The following is an 18,302-nucleotide window of genomic DNA, read 5'->3' as shown; positions in this document are numbered from 1 at the left end:
GCATCCGCGTTCCTCGCAGTGACTTTCCGGCCGAGGCCCCAGGGGCTGTCGGCCGGGGGTCCGGGGGTTGTCCCCCGGGGAATGCAGTCCAGCAAAGATCACCTGGCGCCGATGAAGCAAGGCGTTCAGAACCACTCCACAGGAGGACCCCAGTGGCGAAGGCGAAGTTCGAGCGGACTAAGCCGCACGTCAACATCGGCACCATCGGTCACATCGACCACGGTAAGACGACCCTCACGGCCGCCATTACCAAGGTGCTGCACGACGCGTTCCCGGACCTGAACGAGGCCTCGGCGTTCGACCAGATCGACAAGGCTCCTGAGGAGCGCCAGCGCGGTATCACCATCTCCATCGCGCACGTCGAGTACCAGACGGAGACCCGTCACTACGCCCACGTCGACTGCCCCGGTCACGCGGACTACATCAAGAACATGATCACGGGTGCCGCCCAGATGGACGGCGCCATCCTCGTGGTCGCCGCCACCGACGGCCCGATGCCGCAGACCAAGGAGCACGTGCTTCTGGCCCGCCAGGTCGGCGTTCCGTACATCGTCGTCGCCCTGAACAAGGCCGACATGGTGGACGACGAGGAGATCCTGGAGCTCGTCGAGCTCGAGGTCCGTGAGCTGCTCTCCGAGTACGAGTTCCCGGGCGACGACGTCCCGGTCGTCAAGGTTTCCGCTCTGAAGGCGCTTGAGGGCGACAAGGAGTGGGGCCAGTCGGTCCTGGACCTGATGAAGGCCGTCGACGAGTCGATCCCGGAGCCGGAGCGCGACGTCGACAAGCCGTTCCTGATGCCGATCGAGGACGTCTTCACCATCACCGGTCGCGGTACGGTCGTCACCGGCCGTATCGAGCGTGGTGTCCTCAAGGTCAACGAGACCGTCGACATCATCGGCATCAAGCCGGAGAAGACCTCCACCACGGTCACCGGCATCGAGATGTTCCGCAAGCTGCTCGACGAGGGCCAGGCCGGTGAGAACGTCGGTCTGCTGCTCCGCGGCATCAAGCGCGAGGACGTCGAGCGCGGCCAGGTCATCATCAAGCCGGGCTCGGTCACCCCGCACACCGAGTTCGAGGCGCAGGCCTACATCCTCTCCAAGGACGAGGGTGGCCGCCACACGCCGTTCTTCAACAACTACCGTCCGCAGTTCTACTTCCGTACGACGGACGTGACCGGCGTCGTGACCCTCCCCGAGGGCACCGAGATGGTCATGCCGGGTGACAACACCGAGATGAAGGTGGAGCTCATCCAGCCCGTCGCCATGGAAGAGGGCCTGAAGTTCGCCATCCGTGAGGGTGGCCGGACCGTGGGCGCCGGCCAGGTCACCAAGATCACCAAGTGATCCTGGCCCGACAGGGCTGACCGGTAGGTCTCTTGCGAGGGGCCCGTACGACTTCGGTCGTACGGGCCCCTTCGCTGTATCGCATCACATGCGGTCCCTGACCAGTACACAACTTGATCCTTTTGGTTTTAAAGCTTGCATGGGGGCACCATGGGTTTGGTCGCCGGCGATCGTGCCGAGCGTCCGGCGCGGTTCCTGCGTACCTCTGTGCATCCGTGGAGGGATGCAGCAGTGCCAGAAGGGAACCCTGTGGTGACACCCATGTCGAAGAACGCCTCCGTCTCGCTCGACCGACTGCGCGCCGAGGTCGAGCGCCGCAACCCGGCGGAGCCCGAGTTCCACCAGGCCGTACGTGAGGTCCTGGAGACGCTCGGCCCGGTGCTGGGGGCACGGCCCGAGTACGCGGAGCCGGGGCTGGTCGAGCGGCTGCTGGAGCCGGAGCGGCAGATCATCTTCCGGGTGCCGTGGCAGGACGACCGGGGCCGGACCCAGGTCAACCGGGGCTTCCGGATCGAGTTCAACAGCGCCCTCGGCCCCTACAAGGGCGGCCTGCGCTTCCACCCCTCCGTGAACCTCGGGATCATCAAGTTCCTCGGCTTCGAGCAGATCTTCAAGAACGCGCTCACCGGGCTCGGTATCGGCGGCGGCAAGGGCGGCAGCGACTTCGACCCGCAGGGCCGCAGCGACGCCGAGGTCATGCGCTTCTGCCAGTCCTTCATGACGGAGCTGTACCGGCACATCGGCGAGTACACCGACATCCCGGCCGGTGACATCGGCGTCGGCGCCCGCGAGATCGGCTACCTCTTCGGCCAGTACCGGCGGATCACCAACCGCTGGGAGGGCGGCGTGCTCACCGGCAAGGCCGCCGGCTGGGGCGGCTCGCTGATCCGCCCCGAGGCGACCGGATACGGCAATGTGCTGTTCGCCGAGGCCATGCTGCGCGCCCGCGGCGAGGACCTGGAGGGGCAGACCGCGGTCGTCTCCGGTTCCGGCAATGTCGCGATCCACACCATCCAGAAGCTCGCGGCCCTCGGCGCCCACCCCGTCACCTGCTCCGACTCGGGCGGCTACGTCGTCGACGACAAGGGCATCGACGTGGAGCTGCTGCGCCAGGTCAAGGAGGTCGAGCGCGGCCGGGTGAGCACCTACGCCGAGCGGCGAGGCGCCTCCGCGCGGTTCGTGCCCGGGGGACGGGTGTGGGAGGTCCCCGCGGACGTCGCCCTGCCGTCCGCCACGCAGAACGAGCTGAACGCGGACGACGCCGCGGCGCTGATCCGCAACGGGGTGAAGGCGGTCTCCGAGGGCGCGAACATGCCGACCACCCCCGAGGCCGTGCGGCTGTTCCAGCAGGCCGGTGTCGCCTTCGGGCCCGGCAAGGCCGCCAACGCGGGCGGGGTCGCGGTCAGCGCGCTGGAGATGACGCAGAACGCCTCGCGCACCTCGTGGAAGGCCGAGCAGGTCGAGCAGGAGCTGGCCCGCATCATGACCGACATCCACACCACCTGCGCGCAGACCGCCGAGCGCTACGGCGCCCCCGGCGACTATGTGACCGGCGCGAACATCGCCGGGTTCGAGCGGGTGGCGGACGCGATGCTCGCCCAGGGCGTCATCTGAGGCACGCGCGGGGCACGGGCGCGGACGGCCTCCGTGCCCCACATGGCCCTGGTGACCGCCGGCCCGTCCGGGAAGGCTGAAGAGCATGCAGAAGCTCTCCCTCGACGCCCTCGCCCGCGAACAGCTGGAACGCGCCGCCGCCGCGCCCAACGGCCGCAGCGCCACCACCGTCTACGGCGGCCATGAACACACCCTGCGCCAGACCCTGCTCGCGCTGACCGCGGGCACCAGCCTCGCCGAGCACGACAGCCCCGGCGAGGCCACCCTGCTCGTGCTGCGCGGCCGCGTCCGTCTCACCAGCGCGGACGCCGAGTGGGAGGGCCGTACCGGCGACCTCATCGCCATCCCCCCGGCCCGCCACGCGCTCCAGGCACTGGAGGACGCGGCGGTGATCCTCACGGTGGCGAAGGGGGACTGAACCGAGCAGGCTCCGGACGACCAGCGGCCCCGGGGGCGCCGATGCGGCGTACCCGGGGCCGGAGTCGTCTCAGAGGCGCTGCCAGAGCGCCGGGACGTTCGGGGGCTCCCAGCCCGGCTGGGCCTGGTGGCCCTGGATGCAGCGGTAGGTCGCCCCGCCGTAGGTCACCGTGGCGCCCGCCTGGTAGACGGTGCCGGCCGACCAGGTGCCGCCGGGCTCGCCCGGGTCGCCCGGGTCACCGGGACCGCTGGAGGTCGTCTTCAGGGTGAGGCCGTAGGACTGCAGGATCGGGTTGATCGGCTGGAAGAACGTCGTCCCGCCGGTCCGGCAGTCGCCCGAGCCGCCCGAGGTGACGCCCTGCGCCTGGCTGCCGGAGATGTACGAGCCGCCCGAGTCGCCCGGCTCGGCGCACACCGAGGTCCGCGTGACGCCGGTGATGGTGCCCTCGGGATAGGTCACGCTGGTGTTGTGCTGCTGGATCGTGCCGCAGTGCCAGCCCGTCGTGGACCCGGAGCGGCACACCGACGCCCCCACCACGGCCTGCGTCGACCCGGCGACCTGGACGGCGGAGCCGACGACGGTGGGCGTCGCCGTCCAGTTGCTGTTGACCGCCACCCACGCCATGTCGCTGCCGGGGAAGACGGACGCCTGGAAGGTGCCCTGGGCGACCCGGTTGGAGCCGGTGGTGCTGTTGCCCGCCCGGCCGCAGTGACCGGCGGTGGCGAAGCCGTGCTGGGTGCCGCGGGTGACCGGGAAGCCGATCGAGCAGCGCGAGCCGCTGTTGATGTAGTACGCGTCCCCGCCCCGCAAGTCGTAGAGCGGACGCGGGAGTTCGGAGGTGCGCACGATCTTCGCGAGGGAGCTGTCGACCCCGGCCGCGGACAGCAGGGCGCGTGCGGCGCCCGGCCGGGCCTCCTCCACCACCAGGGCGTTGTCGCGCACGTCGACGTACCAGACCGGGGTGCCGGTGGTGGCCTCGCGCGCCGTACGGTCCAGGCGGGCCTTGGCGGCGTCCAGGTCGGCCAGGGAATGGCGGACGAGCCTCGCGGTGGCGCCCCGCGCCTCGATCGCCGGTATGTCGGCGCGGTCGGTCGTGGCGACGGTCAGCGTGGCCGATTCGGCGCCGCGCACCCAGGCACCGGCGAAGTCCTTGCCCAGGTCGGCGCGCAGCCGTCCGGCGGTGGCGCCCGCCTCGGCCTCGTTGGCGAGCCGGGTGTAGGCCTGCCGGGTGTCGATGCCGAGGTCACGACTCATGGCGTTGACCAGGGCGGGCGGGGCCTCGGCGCTCTTGAGGGTCTGTGCGGCGCCGGGCGCGGTGGACGGGGACGGTTCGGTGCCGGCGCTCGCGGAGCCGCTGAGCCCGGCCACGAGCAGCGCGGCGGCCGCCACCGCCCCCGTGCACAGTCTGTGGAGCATGGATGGTCTCCTCCGAAACGGTCGGGGAAGTGCGGGGAAGTGCCCAAACCGTAGGGAGGGCCGCGCGGGCGGCATAAGACGTCAGTCGACCCCCTGGCCCGGTGTTATGGAAGGCGGTGCCACGGCTCTCACCAGGGCCGCGTGGGCGCTGCGGGCCCGGTCCAGGACCGCGGCCGCGGCATCCGGGCGCTGGGCCCCCGGATGCCAGCCCAGCAGATGGCGCCAGACCAGGGGAGTGCCGGTGAGCGGCCGGACGGCGATGCCGGGCGTCGGCGGGAAGGAGGCCCGGCACAGGCCGACCGCGCGGCCGACCCGGACCAGGTGGACGCAGGAGGCGGTGTCCGTCTCGTACATCCGGCGCGGGGTGAACCCGGCGCGGGCGCAGGCGGCGGTGAAGCAGTCCGCGAAGCAGCCGTCGCCGGGGACGCAGGCCCACTCCTGGTCGGCGAGCGCGTCGAGGCCGATCGCGGGGCGGCCGGCGAGCGGGTGGCCCTCGGCGAGCATGACCCGTACCGGGTCCACGGCGATCTCCCGCCACACCAGGTGCTCCGCGCCCGGCGGAGCGGCCGAGCCGCAGGTCCCGGCCAGCGCGAAGTCGAGCCGCCCCTCGGTCAGCTGCCGCGCCAGTTCCCGCTCCGACCAGGAGGCGCAGGTGGTGACGGTGGCGTCGGGGAGGGTGTCCGCAATTCCGGCGACCAGTGCGCCGAGGAGGGGGCCGTGGATGCCGCCGATCCGCAGCCGCTCGGTGTCCCGCCGCGCCCGCGCGAACCGGGCCGCCTCCCGCTGCAGCTCCGAGACGGCGGGCAGCACGACCCGGGTGCGCTCCAGCACCAGCTCACCGAGGGCGGTCGCCCGCACCCCGTACCGGCCCCGCTCGAACAGCACGCCCCCCAGTGCCCGCTCGATCCGCCTGAGCTGCGCGCTGAGCGCGGGCTGGGCGAGCCCGAGTACGGTGGCCGCCCGGGTGAGACTGCCCGCGTCGGCGATCGTCCGGATGGTCCTCAGATGCCGTAACTCCAGCTCCATGCAGTGAGCTTGCTGCGCGGGCGGGACGGGGGCAAGAGGTTGGTATGGACCAGTTGAACGGGGGGCCGTCGGCGTCGGCGCCCCGTGTTTGACCTGCGTCACTCCCGGGGTATTCTCTCCGGCTCGATTGGCGGAGGCGGTGCCCCATATGGCAGACTGTCCGAGTTGCTCGGTCGAGTGTTGATGCTGCGCGCCTCCCGCCGGGAGGACCGGAAGCGAGTCCCACAGTACTCGTCGTCCTAACTGCCTGAGGGCAGCACTGGGGCGGACGTACGGGAATCTTCCGGGAAGTGTGGTGCGGTACCGGCCAGGCACCCGGTGGGCCTCCTGGCCCTCGGTCCTCGGTTCCGGAAGGGCCGTGTTCCCACGCAGGGATGTTCGAACAAGGGACATCTGTGTCAGCGGGAGCGCGACACGCCCGACCGCGTGGGTCGGAGAACGGGACACAGGAACACCGGGTTCCAGAGCTTTACGAGACAAAGGACTACTGAGTAGCCATGGCGGGACAGAAGATCCGCATCCGGCTCAAGGCCTACGACCACGAGGTCATCGACTCCTCGGCGAAGAAGATCGTCGAGACGGTGACCCGCACTGGTGCGTCGGTCGCGGGCCCGGTGCCGCTGCCCACTGAGAAGAACGTGTACTGCGTCATCAAGTCGCCGCACAAGTACAAGGACTCGCGCGAGCACTTCGAGATGCGCACGCACAAGCGCCTGATCGACATCCTCGACCCCACCCCCAAGACCGTTGACTCTCTGATGCGACTCGACCTCCCGGCCGGTGTCGACATCGAGATCAAGCTCTGAGGGCCGGTGATCTGAGAATGGCTAAGCAGATCAAGGGCATCCTGGGCGAGAAGCTCGGCATGACGCAGGTGTGGGACGAGAACAACCGTGTTGTTCCGGTCACCGTCGTCAAGGCCGGCCCGAACGTCGTGACCCAGGTCCGTACGAACGACACCGACGGCTACGAGTCGGTCCAGATCGCCTTCGGCGAGATCGACCCGCGCAAGGTGAACAAGCCCCTCAAGGGCCACTTCGCCAAGGCCGACGTCACCCCCCGCCGCCACCTCGTCGAGATCCGTACCTCGGACGCCTCCGAGTACACCCTCGGCCAGGAGATCACCGCCGAGGTGTTCGAGGCGGGCATCAAGGTCGACGTCACCGGCAAGAGCAAGGGCAAGGGCTTCGCCGGTGTCATGAAGCGCCACAACTTCGGTGGCCTCGGCGCCGGTCACGGCACCCAGCGCAAGCACCGCTCCCCCGGTTCCATCGGTGGCTGCGCCACCCCGGGCCGTGTGTTCAAGGGCCTCCGCATGGCGGGTCGCATGGGCAACGAGCGGGTCACCACCCAGAACCTGACCGTCCACGCCGTTGACGCGGAGAAGGGTCTGCTGCTCATCAAGGGCGCGGTTCCCGGTCCGAACGGCGGCCTCGTCCTGGTCCGCACCGCGGCCAAGGGGGCCTGAGGTAACCGATGAGCACTGTTGACATCCTTTCGCCGGCGGGCGACAAGGCCGGTTCCGTCGAGCTCCCCGCGGAGATCTTCGACGCCAAGGTCAGCGTTCCGCTGATCCACCAGGTCGTCGTCGCGCAGCTGGCCGCTGCCCGTCAGGGCACCCACAAGACCAAGACCCGCGGTGAAGTCCGTGGTGGCGGCAAGAAGCCGTACCGCCAGAAGGGCACCGGCCGCGCCCGTCAGGGCTCGACCCGCGCCCCGCAGTTCGCCGGTGGTGGCGTCGTGCACGGTCCCGTGCCGCGCGACTACTCGCAGCGGACGCCCAAGAAGATGAAGGCCGCCGCCCTGCGCGGTGCCCTCACCGACCGGGCCCGCCACAACCGCATCCACGTCGTCTCCGGCGTCATCGAGGGCGAGACCCCCTCGACCAAGGCCGCCAAGACGCTGTTCGGCAAGATCTCGGAGCGCAAGAACCTGCTCCTGGTCGTCGAGCGTGCCGACGAGGCCGCGTGGCTGTCCGCCCGCAACCTGCCCCAGGTCCACATCCTGGAGCCGGGCCAGCTGAACACGTACGACGTTCTCGTCTCGGACGACGTGGTCTTCACCCAGGCCGCCTTCGAGTCCTTCGTGTCCGGCCCGAAGGCCACTGACACCGAAGGGAGCGAGGCCTGATGGCTATCCGTCACCCCGCCATTGCCTCCAAGGCCGCGAAGGCCGCCAAGGCCGCGCGCGTCGCCAAGGCGCGTCGCCACGCCGCCGAGGGCAAGAACACCGTCGAGACCCCGCTGAGCAAGTCCTTCACGGACCCCCGTGACGTGCTGCTCAAGCCGGTCGTCTCCGAGAAGAGCTACGCGCTCCTCGACGAGGGCAAGTACACGTTCATCGTCGACCCGCGTGCCAACAAGACCCAGATCAAGCAGGCCGTCGAGTCGGTCTTCGAGGTCAAGGTCACCGGGGTCAACACGATCAACCGCCAGGGCAAGCGCAAGCGGACCCGCACCGGCTTCGGCAAGCGCGCCGACAGCAAGCGGGCGATCGTGACCCTCGCCGAGGGCGACCGTATCGACATCTTCGGCGGTCCGACCGCGTAAGCGGGTCGGATCGTCCGATATCGGACGAGGACTGAGAAATGGGAATCCGCAAGTACAAGCCGACTACGCCGGGCCGTCGTGGTTCCAGCGTTGCCGACTTCGTCGAGGTCACGCGGTCCACGCCGGAGAAGTCGCTGGTCCGCCCCCTGCACAGCAAGGGCGGCCGTAACAACGCCGGTCGTGTGACCGTTCGCCACCAGGGTGGCGGACACAAGCGCGCCTACCGCGTGATCGACTTCCGTCGGCACGACAAGGACGGCGTGCCCGCGAAGGTCGCGCACATCGAGTACGACCCCAACCGCACCGCGCGCATCGCGCTGCTGCACTACGCCGACGGCGAGAAGCGCTACATCCTCGCCCCGCGCAACCTGCAGCAGGGTGACCGCGTCGAGAACGGTCCCGGGGCCGACATCAAGCCGGGCAACAACCTGGCGCTCCGCAACATCCCGGTCGGTACCACGATCCACGCGATCGAGCTCCGTCCCGGTGGCGGTGCCAAGTTCGCCCGCTCCGCCGGTGCCTCCGTGCAGCTGCTCGCGAAGGAGGGCCAGATGGCCCACCTGCGCATGCCCTCCGGTGAGATCCGCCTGGTCGACGTGCGCTGCCGCGCCACCGTCGGCGAGGTCGGCAACGCCGAGCAGAGCAACATCAACTGGGGTAAGGCCGGCCGCAAGCGCTGGCTGGGCGTCCGCCCGACCGTCCGCGGTGTGGCGATGAACCCGGTTGACCACCCCCACGGTGGTGGTGAGGGCAAGACCTCCGGTGGTCGCCACCCGGTCAGCCCCTGGGGTCAGAAGGAAGGTCGTACTCGTGCTCCCAAGAAGGCGAGCAACAAGTACATCGTCCGCCGCCGCAAGACGAACAAGAAGCGCTAGGAGCGGGTTTAGATGCCGCGCAGTCTCAAGAAGGGGCCCTTCGTCGACGACCACCTGATCAAGAAGGTGGACGCCCAGAACGAAGCCGGCACCAAGAACGTCATCAAGACCTGGTCCCGTCGCTCGATGATCGTCCCGGCCATGCTCGGCCACACGATCGCGGTGCACAACGGCAAGACCCACATCCCGGTGTTCGTCACCGAGTCGATGGTCGGCCACAAGCTCGGCGAGTTCTCGCCGACGCGCACCTTCCGGGGTCACGTCAAGGAAGACCGGAAGTCGAAGCGCCGCTAGTAGCGGATCGCATTCAGACACGTAAGTAACTGAAGGGACAACCATGGAAGCCAGGGCCCAGGCGCGGTACATCCGCGTCACGCCCATGAAGGCCCGCCGCGTGGTGGACCTCATCCGTGGCATGGACGCCACGGAGGCCCAGGCGGTCCTGCGATTCGCTCCGCAGGCCGCCTCCGTGCCGGTCGGCAAGGTGCTCGACAGCGCCATCGCCAACGCCGCGCACAACTACGACCACACCGATGTCGACAGCCTCTTCGTTTCCGAGGCCTACGTCGACGAGGGTCCGACCCTGAAGCGGTTCCGTCCGCGCGCCCAGGGCCGTGCCTACCGGATCCGCAAGCGGACCAGCCACATCACCGTGGTCGTCAGCAGCAAGGAAGGAACCCGGTAATGGGCCAGAAGGTAAACCCGCATGGGTTCCGGCTCGGTGTCACCACCGACTTCAAGTCGCGCTGGTACGCCGACAAGCTGTACAAGGACTACGTCAAGGAAGACGTCGCCATCCGTCGGATGATGACGTCCGGCATGGAGCGCGCCGGTATCTCGAAGGTGGAGATCGAGCGCACCCGTGACCGTGTCCGCGTGGACATCCACACCGCGCGTCCGGGCATCGTCATCGGCCGCCGCGGCGCCGAGGCCGACCGCATCCGCGGTGACCTGGAGAAGCTGACCGGCAAGCAGGTCCAGCTGAACATCCTTGAGGTCAAGAACCCGGAGACGGACGCTCAGCTGGTGGCCCAGGCCGTCGCCGAGCAGCTCTCCTCCCGCGTCTCCTTCCGTCGGGCCATGCGCAAGAGCATGCAGTCCGCCATGAAGGCCGGCGCCAAGGGCATCAAGATCCAGTGCGGTGGCCGCCTCGGCGGCGCCGAGATGTCCCGCTCGGAGTTCTACCGCGAGGGCCGTGTGCCCCTGCACACGCTCCGCGCGAACGTGGACTACGGCTTCTTCGAGGCCAAGACGACCTTCGGCCGCATCGGTGTGAAGGTCTGGATCTACAAGGGCGACGTCAAGAACATCGCCGAGGTCCGCGCCGAGAACGCCGCTGCCCGTGCGGGTAACCGCCCGGCGCGCGGCGGTGCCGACCGCCCGGCCCGTGGTGGCCGCGGTGGCGAGCGGCGCGGTCGCAAGCCGCAGCAGGCTGCCGGCGCCGAGGCCCCCAAGGCCGAGGCTCCCGCCGCCGCTCCGGCTGAGAGCACCGGAACGGAGGCCTGACCGTCATGCTGATCCCCCGTAGGGTCAAGCACCGCAAGCAGCACCACCCGAAGCGCAACGGTATGTCCAAGGGTGGAACGCAGGTTGCGTTCGGCGAGTACGGCATCCAGGCGCTGACCCCGGCCTACGTGACGAACCGCCAGATCGAGGCGGCTCGTATCGCGATGACCCGCCACATCAAGCGTGGCGGCAAGGTCTGGATCAACATCTACCCGGACCGTCCCCTCACCAAGAAGCCGGCCGAGACCCGCATGGGTTCCGGTAAGGGTTCGCCGGAGTGGTGGATCGCCAACGTCAAGCCCGGACGCGTCATGTTCGAGCTGTCGTACCCCAACGAGAAGATCGCCCGTGAGGCGCTGACCCGTGCGGCCCACAAGCTGCCGATGAAGTGCCGGATCGTCAAGCGCGAGGCAGGTGAAGCGTGATGTCGGCCGGTACCAAGGCGTCCGAGCTGCGCGAGCTGGGCAACGAGGAGCTTCTGGCGAAGCTCCGCGAGGCCAAGGAAGAGCTGTTCAACCTCCGCTTCCAGGCGGCCACGGGTCAGCTCGAGAACCATGGCCGTCTCAAGGCGGTCCGCAAGGACATCGCCCGGATCTACACCCTCATGCGTGAGCGTGAGCTCGGCATCGAGACGGTGGAGAACGCCTGATGAGCGAGAGCAACGTGACTGAGAACAAGGAAGCTCGCGGTTTCCGCAAGACCCGTGAGGGTCTGGTCGTCAGCGACAAGATGGACAAGACCGTCGTCGTCGCCGTCGAGGACCGTGTCAAGCACGCGCTGTACGGCAAGGTCATCCGCCGTACGAACAAGCTCAAGGCGCACGACGAGCAGAACGCCGCGGGCGTCGGCGACCGCGTCCTCCTGATGGAGACCCGGCCGCTGTCCGCGACGAAGCGCTGGCGCGTCGTCGAGATCCTCGAAAAGGCCAAGTAATTCCTGCGGGGCAAACCCCGCAGGTCAGTTCCGCCAGGCTCCGGGAGCCGCTCGCTGAGCGGCTCCCGGGGAACCGGCAGACAAACAGGAGATAGACGTGATCCAGCAGGAGTCGCGACTGCGCGTCGCCGACAACACTGGTGCGAAGGAAATCCTTTGCATCCGTGTGCTCGGTGGCTCCGGTCGCCGCTACGCGGGCATCGGTGACGTCATCGTCGCCACCGTCAAGGACGCGATCCCCGGTGGCAACGTGAAGAAGGGTGACGTCGTCAAGGCGGTCATCGTTCGCACCGTCAAGGAGCGCCGCCGTCCGGACGGCTCGTACATCCGCTTCGACGAGAACGCCGCTGTCATTCTGAAGAACGACGGCGACCCTCGCGGCACCCGCATCTTCGGCCCGGTCGGCCGTGAGCTGCGCGAGAAGAAGTTCATGAAGATCATCTCGCTCGCGCCGGAGGTGCTGTAAGCATGAAGATCAAGAAGGGCGACCTGGTCCAGGTCATCACCGGTAAGGACAAGGGCAAGCAGGGCAAGGTCATTGCCGCTTTCCCGCGCGAGGAGCGCGTCCTGGTCGAGGGTGTCAACCGGGTCAAGAAGCACACCAAGGCCGGCCCGACCGCTCGCGGTTCCCAGGCCGGCGGCATCGTCACGACCGAGGCCCCGATCCACGTCTCCAACGTCCAGCTGGTCGTGGAGAAGGACGGCAAGAAGGTCGTCACGCGTGTCGGTTACCGCTTCGACGAAGAGGGCAACAAGATCCGCGTTGCCAAGCGGACGGGTGAGGACATCTGATGGCTACCACCACCACTCCGCGTCTGAAGACGAAGTACCGCGAGGAGATCGCGGGCAAGCTGCGTGACGAGTTCAAGTACGAGAACGTCATGCAGGTTCCCGGCCTCGTCAAGATCGTGGTCAACATGGGTGTGGGCGACGCCGCCCGCGACTCCAAGCTGATCGAGGGCGCCATCCGCGACCTCACCACGATCACCGGTCAGAAGCCGGCCGTCACCAAGGCCCGCAAGTCCATCGCGCAGTTCAAGCTGCGTGAGGGTCAGCCGATCGGTGCCCACGTCACGCTCCGTGGCGACCGCATGTGGGAGTTCCTGGACCGCACCCTGTCGCTCGCGCTGCCGCGCATCCGCGACTTCCGTGGTCTGTCCCCCAAGCAGTTCGACGGCCGTGGCAACTACACCTTCGGTCTCACCGAGCAGGTCATGTTCCACGAGATCGACCAGGACAAGATCGACCGTGTCCGGGGTATGGACATCACCGTGGTCACCACGGCGACCAACGACGAAGAGGGCCGCGCCCTTCTCCGTCACCTCGGCTTCCCGTTCAAGGAGGCGTGAGCGAGATGGCGAAGAAGGCTCTGATCGCTAAGGCTGCTCGCAAGCCCAAGTTCGGTGTGCGTGGCTACACCCGCTGCCAGCGCTGCGGCCGTCCGCACTCCGTGTACCGCAAGTTCGGCCTGTGCCGCGTGTGCCTTCGTGAGATGGCTCACCGTGGCGAGCTGCCGGGCGTGACCAAGAGCTCCTGGTAATCCCCTAAATCAGGGATTCTCAGGACTCTCGGTAAGCACTGGGTTCCGTCAGGCGCCCACCCCTTCATGGCTTAGGCTAGGAGGGTTGGGCGTCTGACATGCCCGTACGACTTACTACGCCGTAGGTCCACCGCGCCGCACCCGTCCCGTCTCGGATCGGGGAGAGGGATGGCGCACCAGGAAACCCCGGCGAGAGAGGCCGAAGGCCAATTCATGACCATGACTGATCCGATCGCAGACATGCTTACGCGTCTGCGGAACGCGAACTCGGCATACCACGACACCGTGTCGATGCCGCACTCGAAGATCAAGTCGCACATCGCGGAGATCCTCCAGCAGGAGGGCTTCATCACGGGCTGGAAGGTCGAGGACGCCGAGGTCGGCAAGAACCTCGTCCTGGAGCTGAAGTTCGGCCCCAACCGTGAGCGCTCCATCGCGGGCATCAAGCGGATCTCCAAGCCCGGTCTCCGGGTGTACGCGAAGTCCACCAACCTGCCGAAGGTGCTCGGCGGCCTCGGCGTGGCGATCATCTCCACGTCCCACGGGCTCCTCACCGACAAGCAGGCCGGCAAGAAGGGCGTGGGTGGGGAAGTCCTCGCCTACGTCTGGTAGCGGAAGGGAACGGAGGAAAAAGCTATGTCGCGTATTGGCAAGCTCCCCATCACGGTTCCCGCCGGCGTGGACGTCACCATCGACGGCCGCACGGTCTCGGTCAAGGGCCCCAAGGGCACGCTGACCCACACCGTCGCCGCGCCGATCGAGATCGAGAAGGGCGAGGACGGCGTCCTGCACGTCAAGCGCCCCAACGACGAGCGTCAGAACAAGGCCCTGCACGGCCTGTCCCGCACGCTGGTGGCGAACATGATCACCGGCGTGACCCAGGGTTACGTGAAGAAGCTCGAAATCAGCGGTGTCGGTTACCGAGTGACCGCCAAGGGCTCGAACCTGGAGTTCGCGCTCGGCTACAGCCACCCGATCACTGTCGAGGCCCCCGAGGGCATCACCTTCAAGGTCGAGGCGCCCACGCGTTTCTCGGTCGAGGGCATCGACAAGCAGAAGGTCGGCGAGGTTGCGGCCAACATCCGCAAGCTGCGCAAGCCCGACCCGTACAAGGCCAAGGGCGTCAAGTACGAGGGCGAAGTCATCCGCCGCAAGGTCGGAAAGGCGGGTAAGTAAGCCATGGCATACGGACAGAAGATCCTCAAGGGCGACGCCTACAAGCGCGCCGCGATCAAGCGCCGTCACATCCGGATCCGCAAGAAGCTGTCCGGTACGGCGGAGCGTCCCCGCCTGGTCGTTACCCGTTCGAACCGCCACATCGTGGCCCAGGTGATCGACGACATCAAGGGTCACACCCTGGCGTCGGCGTCCACCCTGGACAGCTCGGTCCGCGGTGGCGAGGGCGACAAGTCCGCGCAGGCCAAGAAGGTCGGCGCCCTGGTCGCCGAGCGTGCCAAGGCCGCCGGTGTCGAGGCCGTTGTGTTCGACCGTGGTGGCAACCAGTACGCCGGGCGCATCGCCGCCCTGGCGGACGCCGCCCGCGAAGCCGGCTTGAAGTTCTGAGCCGTTCGTAGCTAGCGGAAAAGAGAGAGGTAAATCCAATGGCTGGACCCCAGCGCCGCGGTGGCGGTGCCGGTGGCGGCGAGCGGCGGGACCGGAAGGGCCGTGACGGCGGCGCAGCTGCCGCCGAGAAGACCGCGTACGTTGAGCGCGTTGTCGCGATCAACCGCGTCGCCAAGGTTGTGAAGGGTGGTCGTCGCTTCAGCTTCACCGCGCTGGTCGTGGTGGGCGACGGTGACGGCACCGTGGGTGTCGGTTACGGCAAGGCCAAGGAGGTGCCGGCCGCCATCGCCAAGGGCGTTGAGGAGGCCAAGAAGCACTTCTTCAAGGTCCCCCGTATCCAGGGCACCATCCCCCACCCCATCCAGGGTGAGAAGGCTGCCGGCGTCGTGCTGCTCAAGCCCGCGTCGCCCGGTACCGGTGTGATCGCCGGTGGTCCGGTGCGTGCCGTGCTGGAGTGCGCCGGTATCCACGACGTGCTGTCGAAGTCGCTCGGCTCCGACAACGCGATCAACATCGTGCACGCCACCGTGGAGGCCCTGAAGGGCCTGCAGCGTCCCGAGGAGATCGCGGCCCGCCGCGGTCTGCCGCTTGAGGACGTCGCTCCCGCGGCTCTGCTGCGTGCGCGTGCCGGGGCGGGTGCGTAATCATGGCGCAGCTCAAGATCACGCAGGTCAAGTCCTACATCGGCAGCAAGCAGAACCACCGTGACACCCTCCGGTCGCTTGGTCTCAAGGGGATCAACACCGTGGTCGTCAAGGAGGACCGCCCCGAGTTCCGCGGCATGGTGCACACCGTCCGCCACCTCGTGACGGTCGAGGAGGTCGACTGATCATGGCGGAGCAGAACCCGCTCAAGATCCACAACCTCCGTCCCGCCCCGGGCGCCAAGACCGCCAAGACCCGTGTCGGTCGTGGTGAGGCGTCGAAGGGTAAGACGGCCGGTCGTGGTACCAAGGGCACGAAGGCCCGCTACCAGGTTCCGGAGCGCTTCGAGGGTGGCCAGATGCCGCTCCACATGCGCCTCCCGAAGCTGAAGGGCTTCAAGAACCCGTTCAAGACCGAGTACCAGGTCGTGAACCTCGACAAGCTGGCCGCGCTCTACCCCGAGGGTGGCGAGGTCACGGTCGAGGGCCTCGTGGCCAAGGGTGCCGTGCGCAAGAACAGCCTCGTCAAGGTCCTCGGCCAGGGCGAGATCTCCGTGGCGCTGCAGGTGACGGTGGACGCCGTCTCCGGCTCCGCCAAGGAGAAGATCACCGCCGCCGGCGGTACCGTCACCGAGCTCGTCTGAACACCGCAGGCGTCTCGATGACTTGAGCGATCCCGACCGGGGATACCCCACAAATGGGGTATCCCCGGTTGGTCGTTCCTAGGGTGGCAGTCTCGCGGGTAAGGTGGCCTGCACTGCCAACTTTTACCGGGTGCCTCACCAGCGGCACTCGGAACGGCAGTCGACCGTTAGCTAGTCGTTCCCTATTAGTCGAACCTCAAGACCGTCACCCTTGACGCAGTTGCGCGGGGGTCGCAGGAGGCACCGTGCTCACCGCGTTCGCCCGGGCGTTCAAGACGCCCGACCTGCGCAAGAAGCTGCTCTTCACGCTCGGCATCATCGTGATCTACCGGATCGGTACGCACATCCCGATCCCCGGCGTCGACTACACGTCCGTCCAGCAGTGCGTGGACGAGGCGTCCGGCAAGCAGGGGATCTTCGGTCTGGTCAACATGTTCAGCGGTGGAGCGCTGCTGCAGATCACCATCTTCGCGCTGGGCATCATGCCGTACATCACGGCGAGCATCATCCTCCAGCTGCTGACCGTGGTGATCCCGCGCCTGGAAGCCCTCAAGAAGGAGGGCCAGTCCGGTACGGCGAAGATCACGCAGTACACCCGTTACCTGACGGTGGCCCTCGCCGTCCTGCAGGGCACCGGCCTCGTCGCCACCGCCCGCAGCGGCGCCCTCTTCTCCGGCTGCACGGTCGCCGGAAACGTGGTCCCGGACCGCTCGATCTTCACGACCGTCGTCATGGTCGTCACCATGACCGCCGGTACGGCCGTCGTCATGTGGCTCGGTGAGCTGATCACCGACCGCGGCATCGGCAACGGCATGTCGATCCTGATGTTCATCTCGATCGCCGCGACCTTCCCGGCCGCCCTGTGGGCCATCAAGCAGGAGGGCAGCCTGGCGGACGGCTGGATCGAGTTTGGCACCGTCATGCTGGTCGGCTTCGTCATGGTCGGCCTGGTGGTCTTCGTCGAGCAGGCCCAGCGCCGCATCCCGGTGCAGTACGCGAAGCGCATGATCGGCCGCCGGTCCTACGGCGGTACGTCCACGTACATCCCGTTGAAGGTGAATCAGGCCGGTGTGATTCCTGTCATCTTCGCTTCGTCGCTGCTCTACATTCCGGCGCTGATCGCGCAGTTCTCCGACAGCAAGTCGGGTTGGAGGACGTGGATCGAGGCCAACCTCGCGGACCCGTCGGCCCCGACTCACCTGGTCCTTTACTTCTTCCTCATCGTGTTCTTCGCGTTCTTCTACGTGGCGATCTCCTTCAACCCCGAGGAAGTCGCCGACAACATGAAGAAGTATGGTGGCTTCATCCCGGGCATCCGGGCTGGCCGACCGACCGCTGAGTACCTGTCGTACGTGCTCAACCGGATCACCTGGCCGGGTTCGCTGTATCTGGGTCTGATCGCTCTCGTCCCGACAATGGCGTTGGCTGGTTTCGGGGCAAACCAGAACTTCCCGTTCGGTGGGACCAGCATCCTGATCATCGTGGGTGTCGGTCTTGAGACCGTGAAGCAGATCGAGAGCCAGCTCCAGCAGCGCAATTACGAAGGGTTCCTCCGCTGATGCGAATCGTCCTCGTCGGGCCGCCGGGTGCCGGTAAGGGAACACAGGCCACGCGCCTGGCCGAGAAGCTGAACATCCCGCACATCTCCACGGGCGACCTGTTCCGGGCCAACATCAGCCAGAAGACGGAGCTGGGGAAGCTCGCGAAGTCCTACATGGACGCGGGCAACCTCGTGCCGGACGAGGTCACCATCGCGATGGCCAAGGACCGCATGGAGCAGCCGGACGCCGAGGGCGGCTTCCTGCTGGACGGCTTCCCGCGCAATGTCTCGCAGGCCGAGGCGCTGGACGAGCTGCTGTCGAGCACCGGCATGAAGCTGGACGCCGTGCTCGACCTGGAGGCCCCCGAGGACGAGGTCGTCAAGCGGATCGCCGGCCGGCGCACCTGCCGCAACAACTCCGCGCACGTCTTCCACGTCACGTACAGCCCGCCGAAGAAGGAGGGCGTCTGCGACGTCTGCGGCGGCGAGCTGTACCAGCGGGACGACGACTCCGAGTCGACGGTCCGCACGCGGCTGGAGGTCTACCACACGCAGACCGAGCCGATCATCGACTACTACAAGGCGCAGGGCCTGGTCGTCACCATCGAGGCCATGGGCCCCGTGGACGAGGTCACCGGCCGCGCCCTGACGGCCCTCAAGCGCGAGGGCGACGACAAGTAGTCCCCCCC

28 protein-coding genes are annotated in these 18,302 nt (G+C 67.8%); 26 read left to right on the top strand and 2 right to left on the bottom strand.

Annotation, left to right across the window (positions count from 1 at the left end):
* Nucleotides 1-152: 152 nt before the first annotated feature.
* From tuf to GA0115233_RS13295, 3 genes are all read left to right on the top strand, one after another.
* On the top strand, nt 153-1,346 hold the full coding sequence (gene tuf / locus GA0115233_RS13305; RefSeq protein ID WP_067283932.1) for an elongation factor Tu: 1,194 nt from the start codon (nt 153-155) through the stop codon (nt 1,344-1,346).
* 261 nt (nt 1,347-1,607) lie between these two features.
* Nucleotides 1,608-2,960, top strand: a complete 1,353-nt coding sequence (gdhA, locus tag GA0115233_RS13300; protein WP_093720394.1) for an NADP-specific glutamate dehydrogenase — start codon at nt 1,608-1,610, stop codon at nt 2,958-2,960.
* Nucleotides 2,961-3,045: 85 nt separating this feature from the next.
* On the top strand, nt 3,046-3,378 hold the full coding sequence (locus GA0115233_RS13295) for a cupin domain-containing protein (RefSeq protein WP_093720393.1): 333 nt from the start codon (nt 3,046-3,048) through the stop codon (nt 3,376-3,378).
* 69 nt (nt 3,379-3,447) lie between these two features.
* Here GA0115233_RS13295 and GA0115233_RS13290 read toward each other — a convergent pair whose 3' ends face one another.
* Complete coding sequence (locus GA0115233_RS13290; RefSeq protein WP_093720392.1) at nt 3,448-4,794, bottom strand: carbohydrate-binding protein; 1,347 nt, start codon at nt 4,792-4,794, stop codon at nt 3,448-3,450.
* Between the two features lie 81 nt (nt 4,795-4,875).
* Nucleotides 4,876-5,820, bottom strand: a complete 945-nt coding sequence (locus tag GA0115233_RS13285) for a LysR family transcriptional regulator (RefSeq protein WP_093720391.1) — start codon at nt 5,818-5,820, stop codon at nt 4,876-4,878.
* Nucleotides 5,821-6,317: 497 nt separating this feature from the next.
* On the opposite strand from GA0115233_RS13285, the gene rpsJ reads away from it, so the two are divergent.
* From rpsJ to GA0115233_RS13165, 23 genes are all read left to right on the top strand, one after another.
* A complete protein-coding gene (gene rpsJ / locus GA0115233_RS13280) occupies nt 6,318-6,626 on the top strand; it encodes a 30S ribosomal protein S10 (protein ID WP_003948644.1) in 309 nt (102 codons plus the stop codon).
* A gap of 17 nt (nt 6,627-6,643) precedes the next feature.
* Nucleotides 6,644-7,288 (top strand): 50S ribosomal protein L3, encoded by a 645-nt coding sequence (gene rplC / locus GA0115233_RS13275; protein ID WP_093720390.1) that lies wholly within the window; start codon nt 6,644-6,646, stop codon nt 7,286-7,288.
* Between the two features lie 8 nt (nt 7,289-7,296).
* Entirely contained in the window at nt 7,297-7,950 is a 654-nt protein-coding gene (gene rplD / locus GA0115233_RS13270) for a 50S ribosomal protein L4 (RefSeq protein ID WP_093720389.1), read from the top strand.
* Nucleotides 7,950-8,369: a 50S ribosomal protein L23 gene (gene rplW / locus GA0115233_RS13265; RefSeq protein ID WP_093720388.1), complete on the top strand. Its 420-nt coding sequence runs from the start codon at nt 7,950-7,952 to the stop codon at nt 8,367-8,369. Before rplD ends, rplW begins: the two co-directional genes overlap by 1 nt.
* Nucleotides 8,370-8,407: 38 nt before the next feature.
* Nucleotides 8,408-9,244 (top strand): 50S ribosomal protein L2, encoded by an 837-nt coding sequence (gene rplB / locus GA0115233_RS13260; protein ID WP_055622537.1) that lies wholly within the window; start codon nt 8,408-8,410, stop codon nt 9,242-9,244.
* A 12-nt stretch (nt 9,245-9,256) separates the two neighbouring features.
* Entirely contained in the window at nt 9,257-9,538 is a 282-nt protein-coding gene (gene rpsS / locus GA0115233_RS13255; RefSeq protein WP_004984529.1) for a 30S ribosomal protein S19, read from the top strand.
* Nucleotides 9,539-9,581: 43 nt separating this feature from the next.
* Nucleotides 9,582-9,929 carry a 50S ribosomal protein L22 gene (gene rplV / locus GA0115233_RS13250; protein WP_030778516.1) on the top strand — a complete coding sequence of 116 codons (348 nt, stop codon included), beginning with the start codon at nt 9,582-9,584 and terminating at the stop codon, nt 9,927-9,929.
* Nucleotides 9,929-10,750, top strand: coding sequence for a 30S ribosomal protein S3 (rpsC, locus tag GA0115233_RS13245; protein ID WP_014674374.1), 822 nt, complete (start codon nt 9,929-9,931; stop codon nt 10,748-10,750). The genes rplV and rpsC overlap by 1 nt, the downstream gene beginning before the upstream one ends.
* Before the next feature lie 5 nt (nt 10,751-10,755).
* On the top strand, nt 10,756-11,175 hold the full coding sequence (gene rplP / locus GA0115233_RS13240; protein WP_009190136.1) for a 50S ribosomal protein L16: 420 nt from the start codon (nt 10,756-10,758) through the stop codon (nt 11,173-11,175).
* Complete coding sequence (gene rpmC, locus GA0115233_RS13235; RefSeq protein ID WP_007494763.1) at nt 11,175-11,399, top strand: 50S ribosomal protein L29; 225 nt, start codon at nt 11,175-11,177, stop codon at nt 11,397-11,399. Before rplP ends, rpmC begins: the two co-directional genes overlap by 1 nt.
* Nucleotides 11,399-11,683 (top strand): 30S ribosomal protein S17, encoded by a 285-nt coding sequence (gene rpsQ / locus GA0115233_RS13230; RefSeq protein ID WP_039656223.1) that lies wholly within the window; start codon nt 11,399-11,401, stop codon nt 11,681-11,683. Before rpmC ends, rpsQ begins: the two co-directional genes overlap by 1 nt.
* Before the next feature lie 97 nt (nt 11,684-11,780).
* The gene (rplN, locus tag GA0115233_RS13225; protein ID WP_003998823.1) at nt 11,781-12,149 is read left to right on the top strand and encodes a 50S ribosomal protein L14; all 369 of its coding nucleotides are present in this window, start codon (nt 11,781-11,783) and stop codon (nt 12,147-12,149) included.
* Between the two features lie 2 nt (nt 12,150-12,151).
* A complete protein-coding gene (gene rplX, locus GA0115233_RS13220; RefSeq protein WP_093720387.1) occupies nt 12,152-12,475 on the top strand; it encodes a 50S ribosomal protein L24 in 324 nt (107 codons plus the stop codon).
* Nucleotides 12,475-13,032 carry a 50S ribosomal protein L5 gene (gene rplE / locus GA0115233_RS13215; protein ID WP_014674377.1) on the top strand — a complete coding sequence of 186 codons (558 nt, stop codon included), beginning with the start codon at nt 12,475-12,477 and terminating at the stop codon, nt 13,030-13,032. Before rplX ends, rplE begins: the two co-directional genes overlap by 1 nt.
* Nucleotides 13,033-13,037: 5 nt before the next feature.
* Nucleotides 13,038-13,223 (top strand): type Z 30S ribosomal protein S14, encoded by a 186-nt coding sequence (locus GA0115233_RS13210; RefSeq protein ID WP_003948630.1) that lies wholly within the window; start codon nt 13,038-13,040, stop codon nt 13,221-13,223.
* A gap of 213 nt (nt 13,224-13,436) precedes the next feature.
* Complete coding sequence (rpsH, locus tag GA0115233_RS13200) at nt 13,437-13,835, top strand: 30S ribosomal protein S8 (RefSeq protein ID WP_006130772.1); 399 nt, start codon at nt 13,437-13,439, stop codon at nt 13,833-13,835.
* Nucleotides 13,836-13,859: 24 nt separating this feature from the next.
* On the top strand, nt 13,860-14,399 hold the full coding sequence (gene rplF, locus GA0115233_RS13195) for a 50S ribosomal protein L6 (RefSeq protein WP_093720386.1): 540 nt from the start codon (nt 13,860-13,862) through the stop codon (nt 14,397-14,399).
* A 3-nt stretch (nt 14,400-14,402) separates the two neighbouring features.
* Nucleotides 14,403-14,786 (top strand): 50S ribosomal protein L18, encoded by a 384-nt coding sequence (gene rplR, locus GA0115233_RS13190; protein ID WP_093720385.1) that lies wholly within the window; start codon nt 14,403-14,405, stop codon nt 14,784-14,786.
* A gap of 38 nt (nt 14,787-14,824) precedes the next feature.
* Complete coding sequence (rpsE, locus tag GA0115233_RS13185; protein WP_009190144.1) at nt 14,825-15,430, top strand: 30S ribosomal protein S5; 606 nt, start codon at nt 14,825-14,827, stop codon at nt 15,428-15,430.
* A 2-nt stretch (nt 15,431-15,432) separates the two neighbouring features.
* On the top strand, nt 15,433-15,615 hold the full coding sequence (rpmD, locus tag GA0115233_RS13180) for a 50S ribosomal protein L30 (RefSeq protein ID WP_003998814.1): 183 nt from the start codon (nt 15,433-15,435) through the stop codon (nt 15,613-15,615).
* A gap of 2 nt (nt 15,616-15,617) precedes the next feature.
* Nucleotides 15,618-16,073, top strand: coding sequence for a 50S ribosomal protein L15 (gene rplO, locus GA0115233_RS13175; RefSeq protein WP_014674382.1), 456 nt, complete (start codon nt 15,618-15,620; stop codon nt 16,071-16,073).
* A gap of 245 nt (nt 16,074-16,318) precedes the next feature.
* Nucleotides 16,319-17,632, top strand: coding sequence for a preprotein translocase subunit SecY (secY, locus tag GA0115233_RS13170; protein ID WP_093720384.1), 1,314 nt, complete (start codon nt 16,319-16,321; stop codon nt 17,630-17,632).
* Nucleotides 17,632-18,294, top strand: coding sequence for an adenylate kinase (locus tag GA0115233_RS13165; protein WP_093720383.1), 663 nt, complete (start codon nt 17,632-17,634; stop codon nt 18,292-18,294). The genes secY and GA0115233_RS13165 overlap by 1 nt, the downstream gene beginning before the upstream one ends.
* The last annotated feature ends 8 nt before the right edge of the window (nt 18,295-18,302 follow it).

It is taken from the genome of Streptomyces sp. DI166 (genome assembly GCF_900091315.1).
Lineage (GTDB): Bacteria > Actinomycetota > Actinomycetes > Streptomycetales > Streptomycetaceae > Streptomyces > Streptomyces fuscus.
This window is presented reverse-complemented; position numbering and strand designations above follow the sequence as displayed.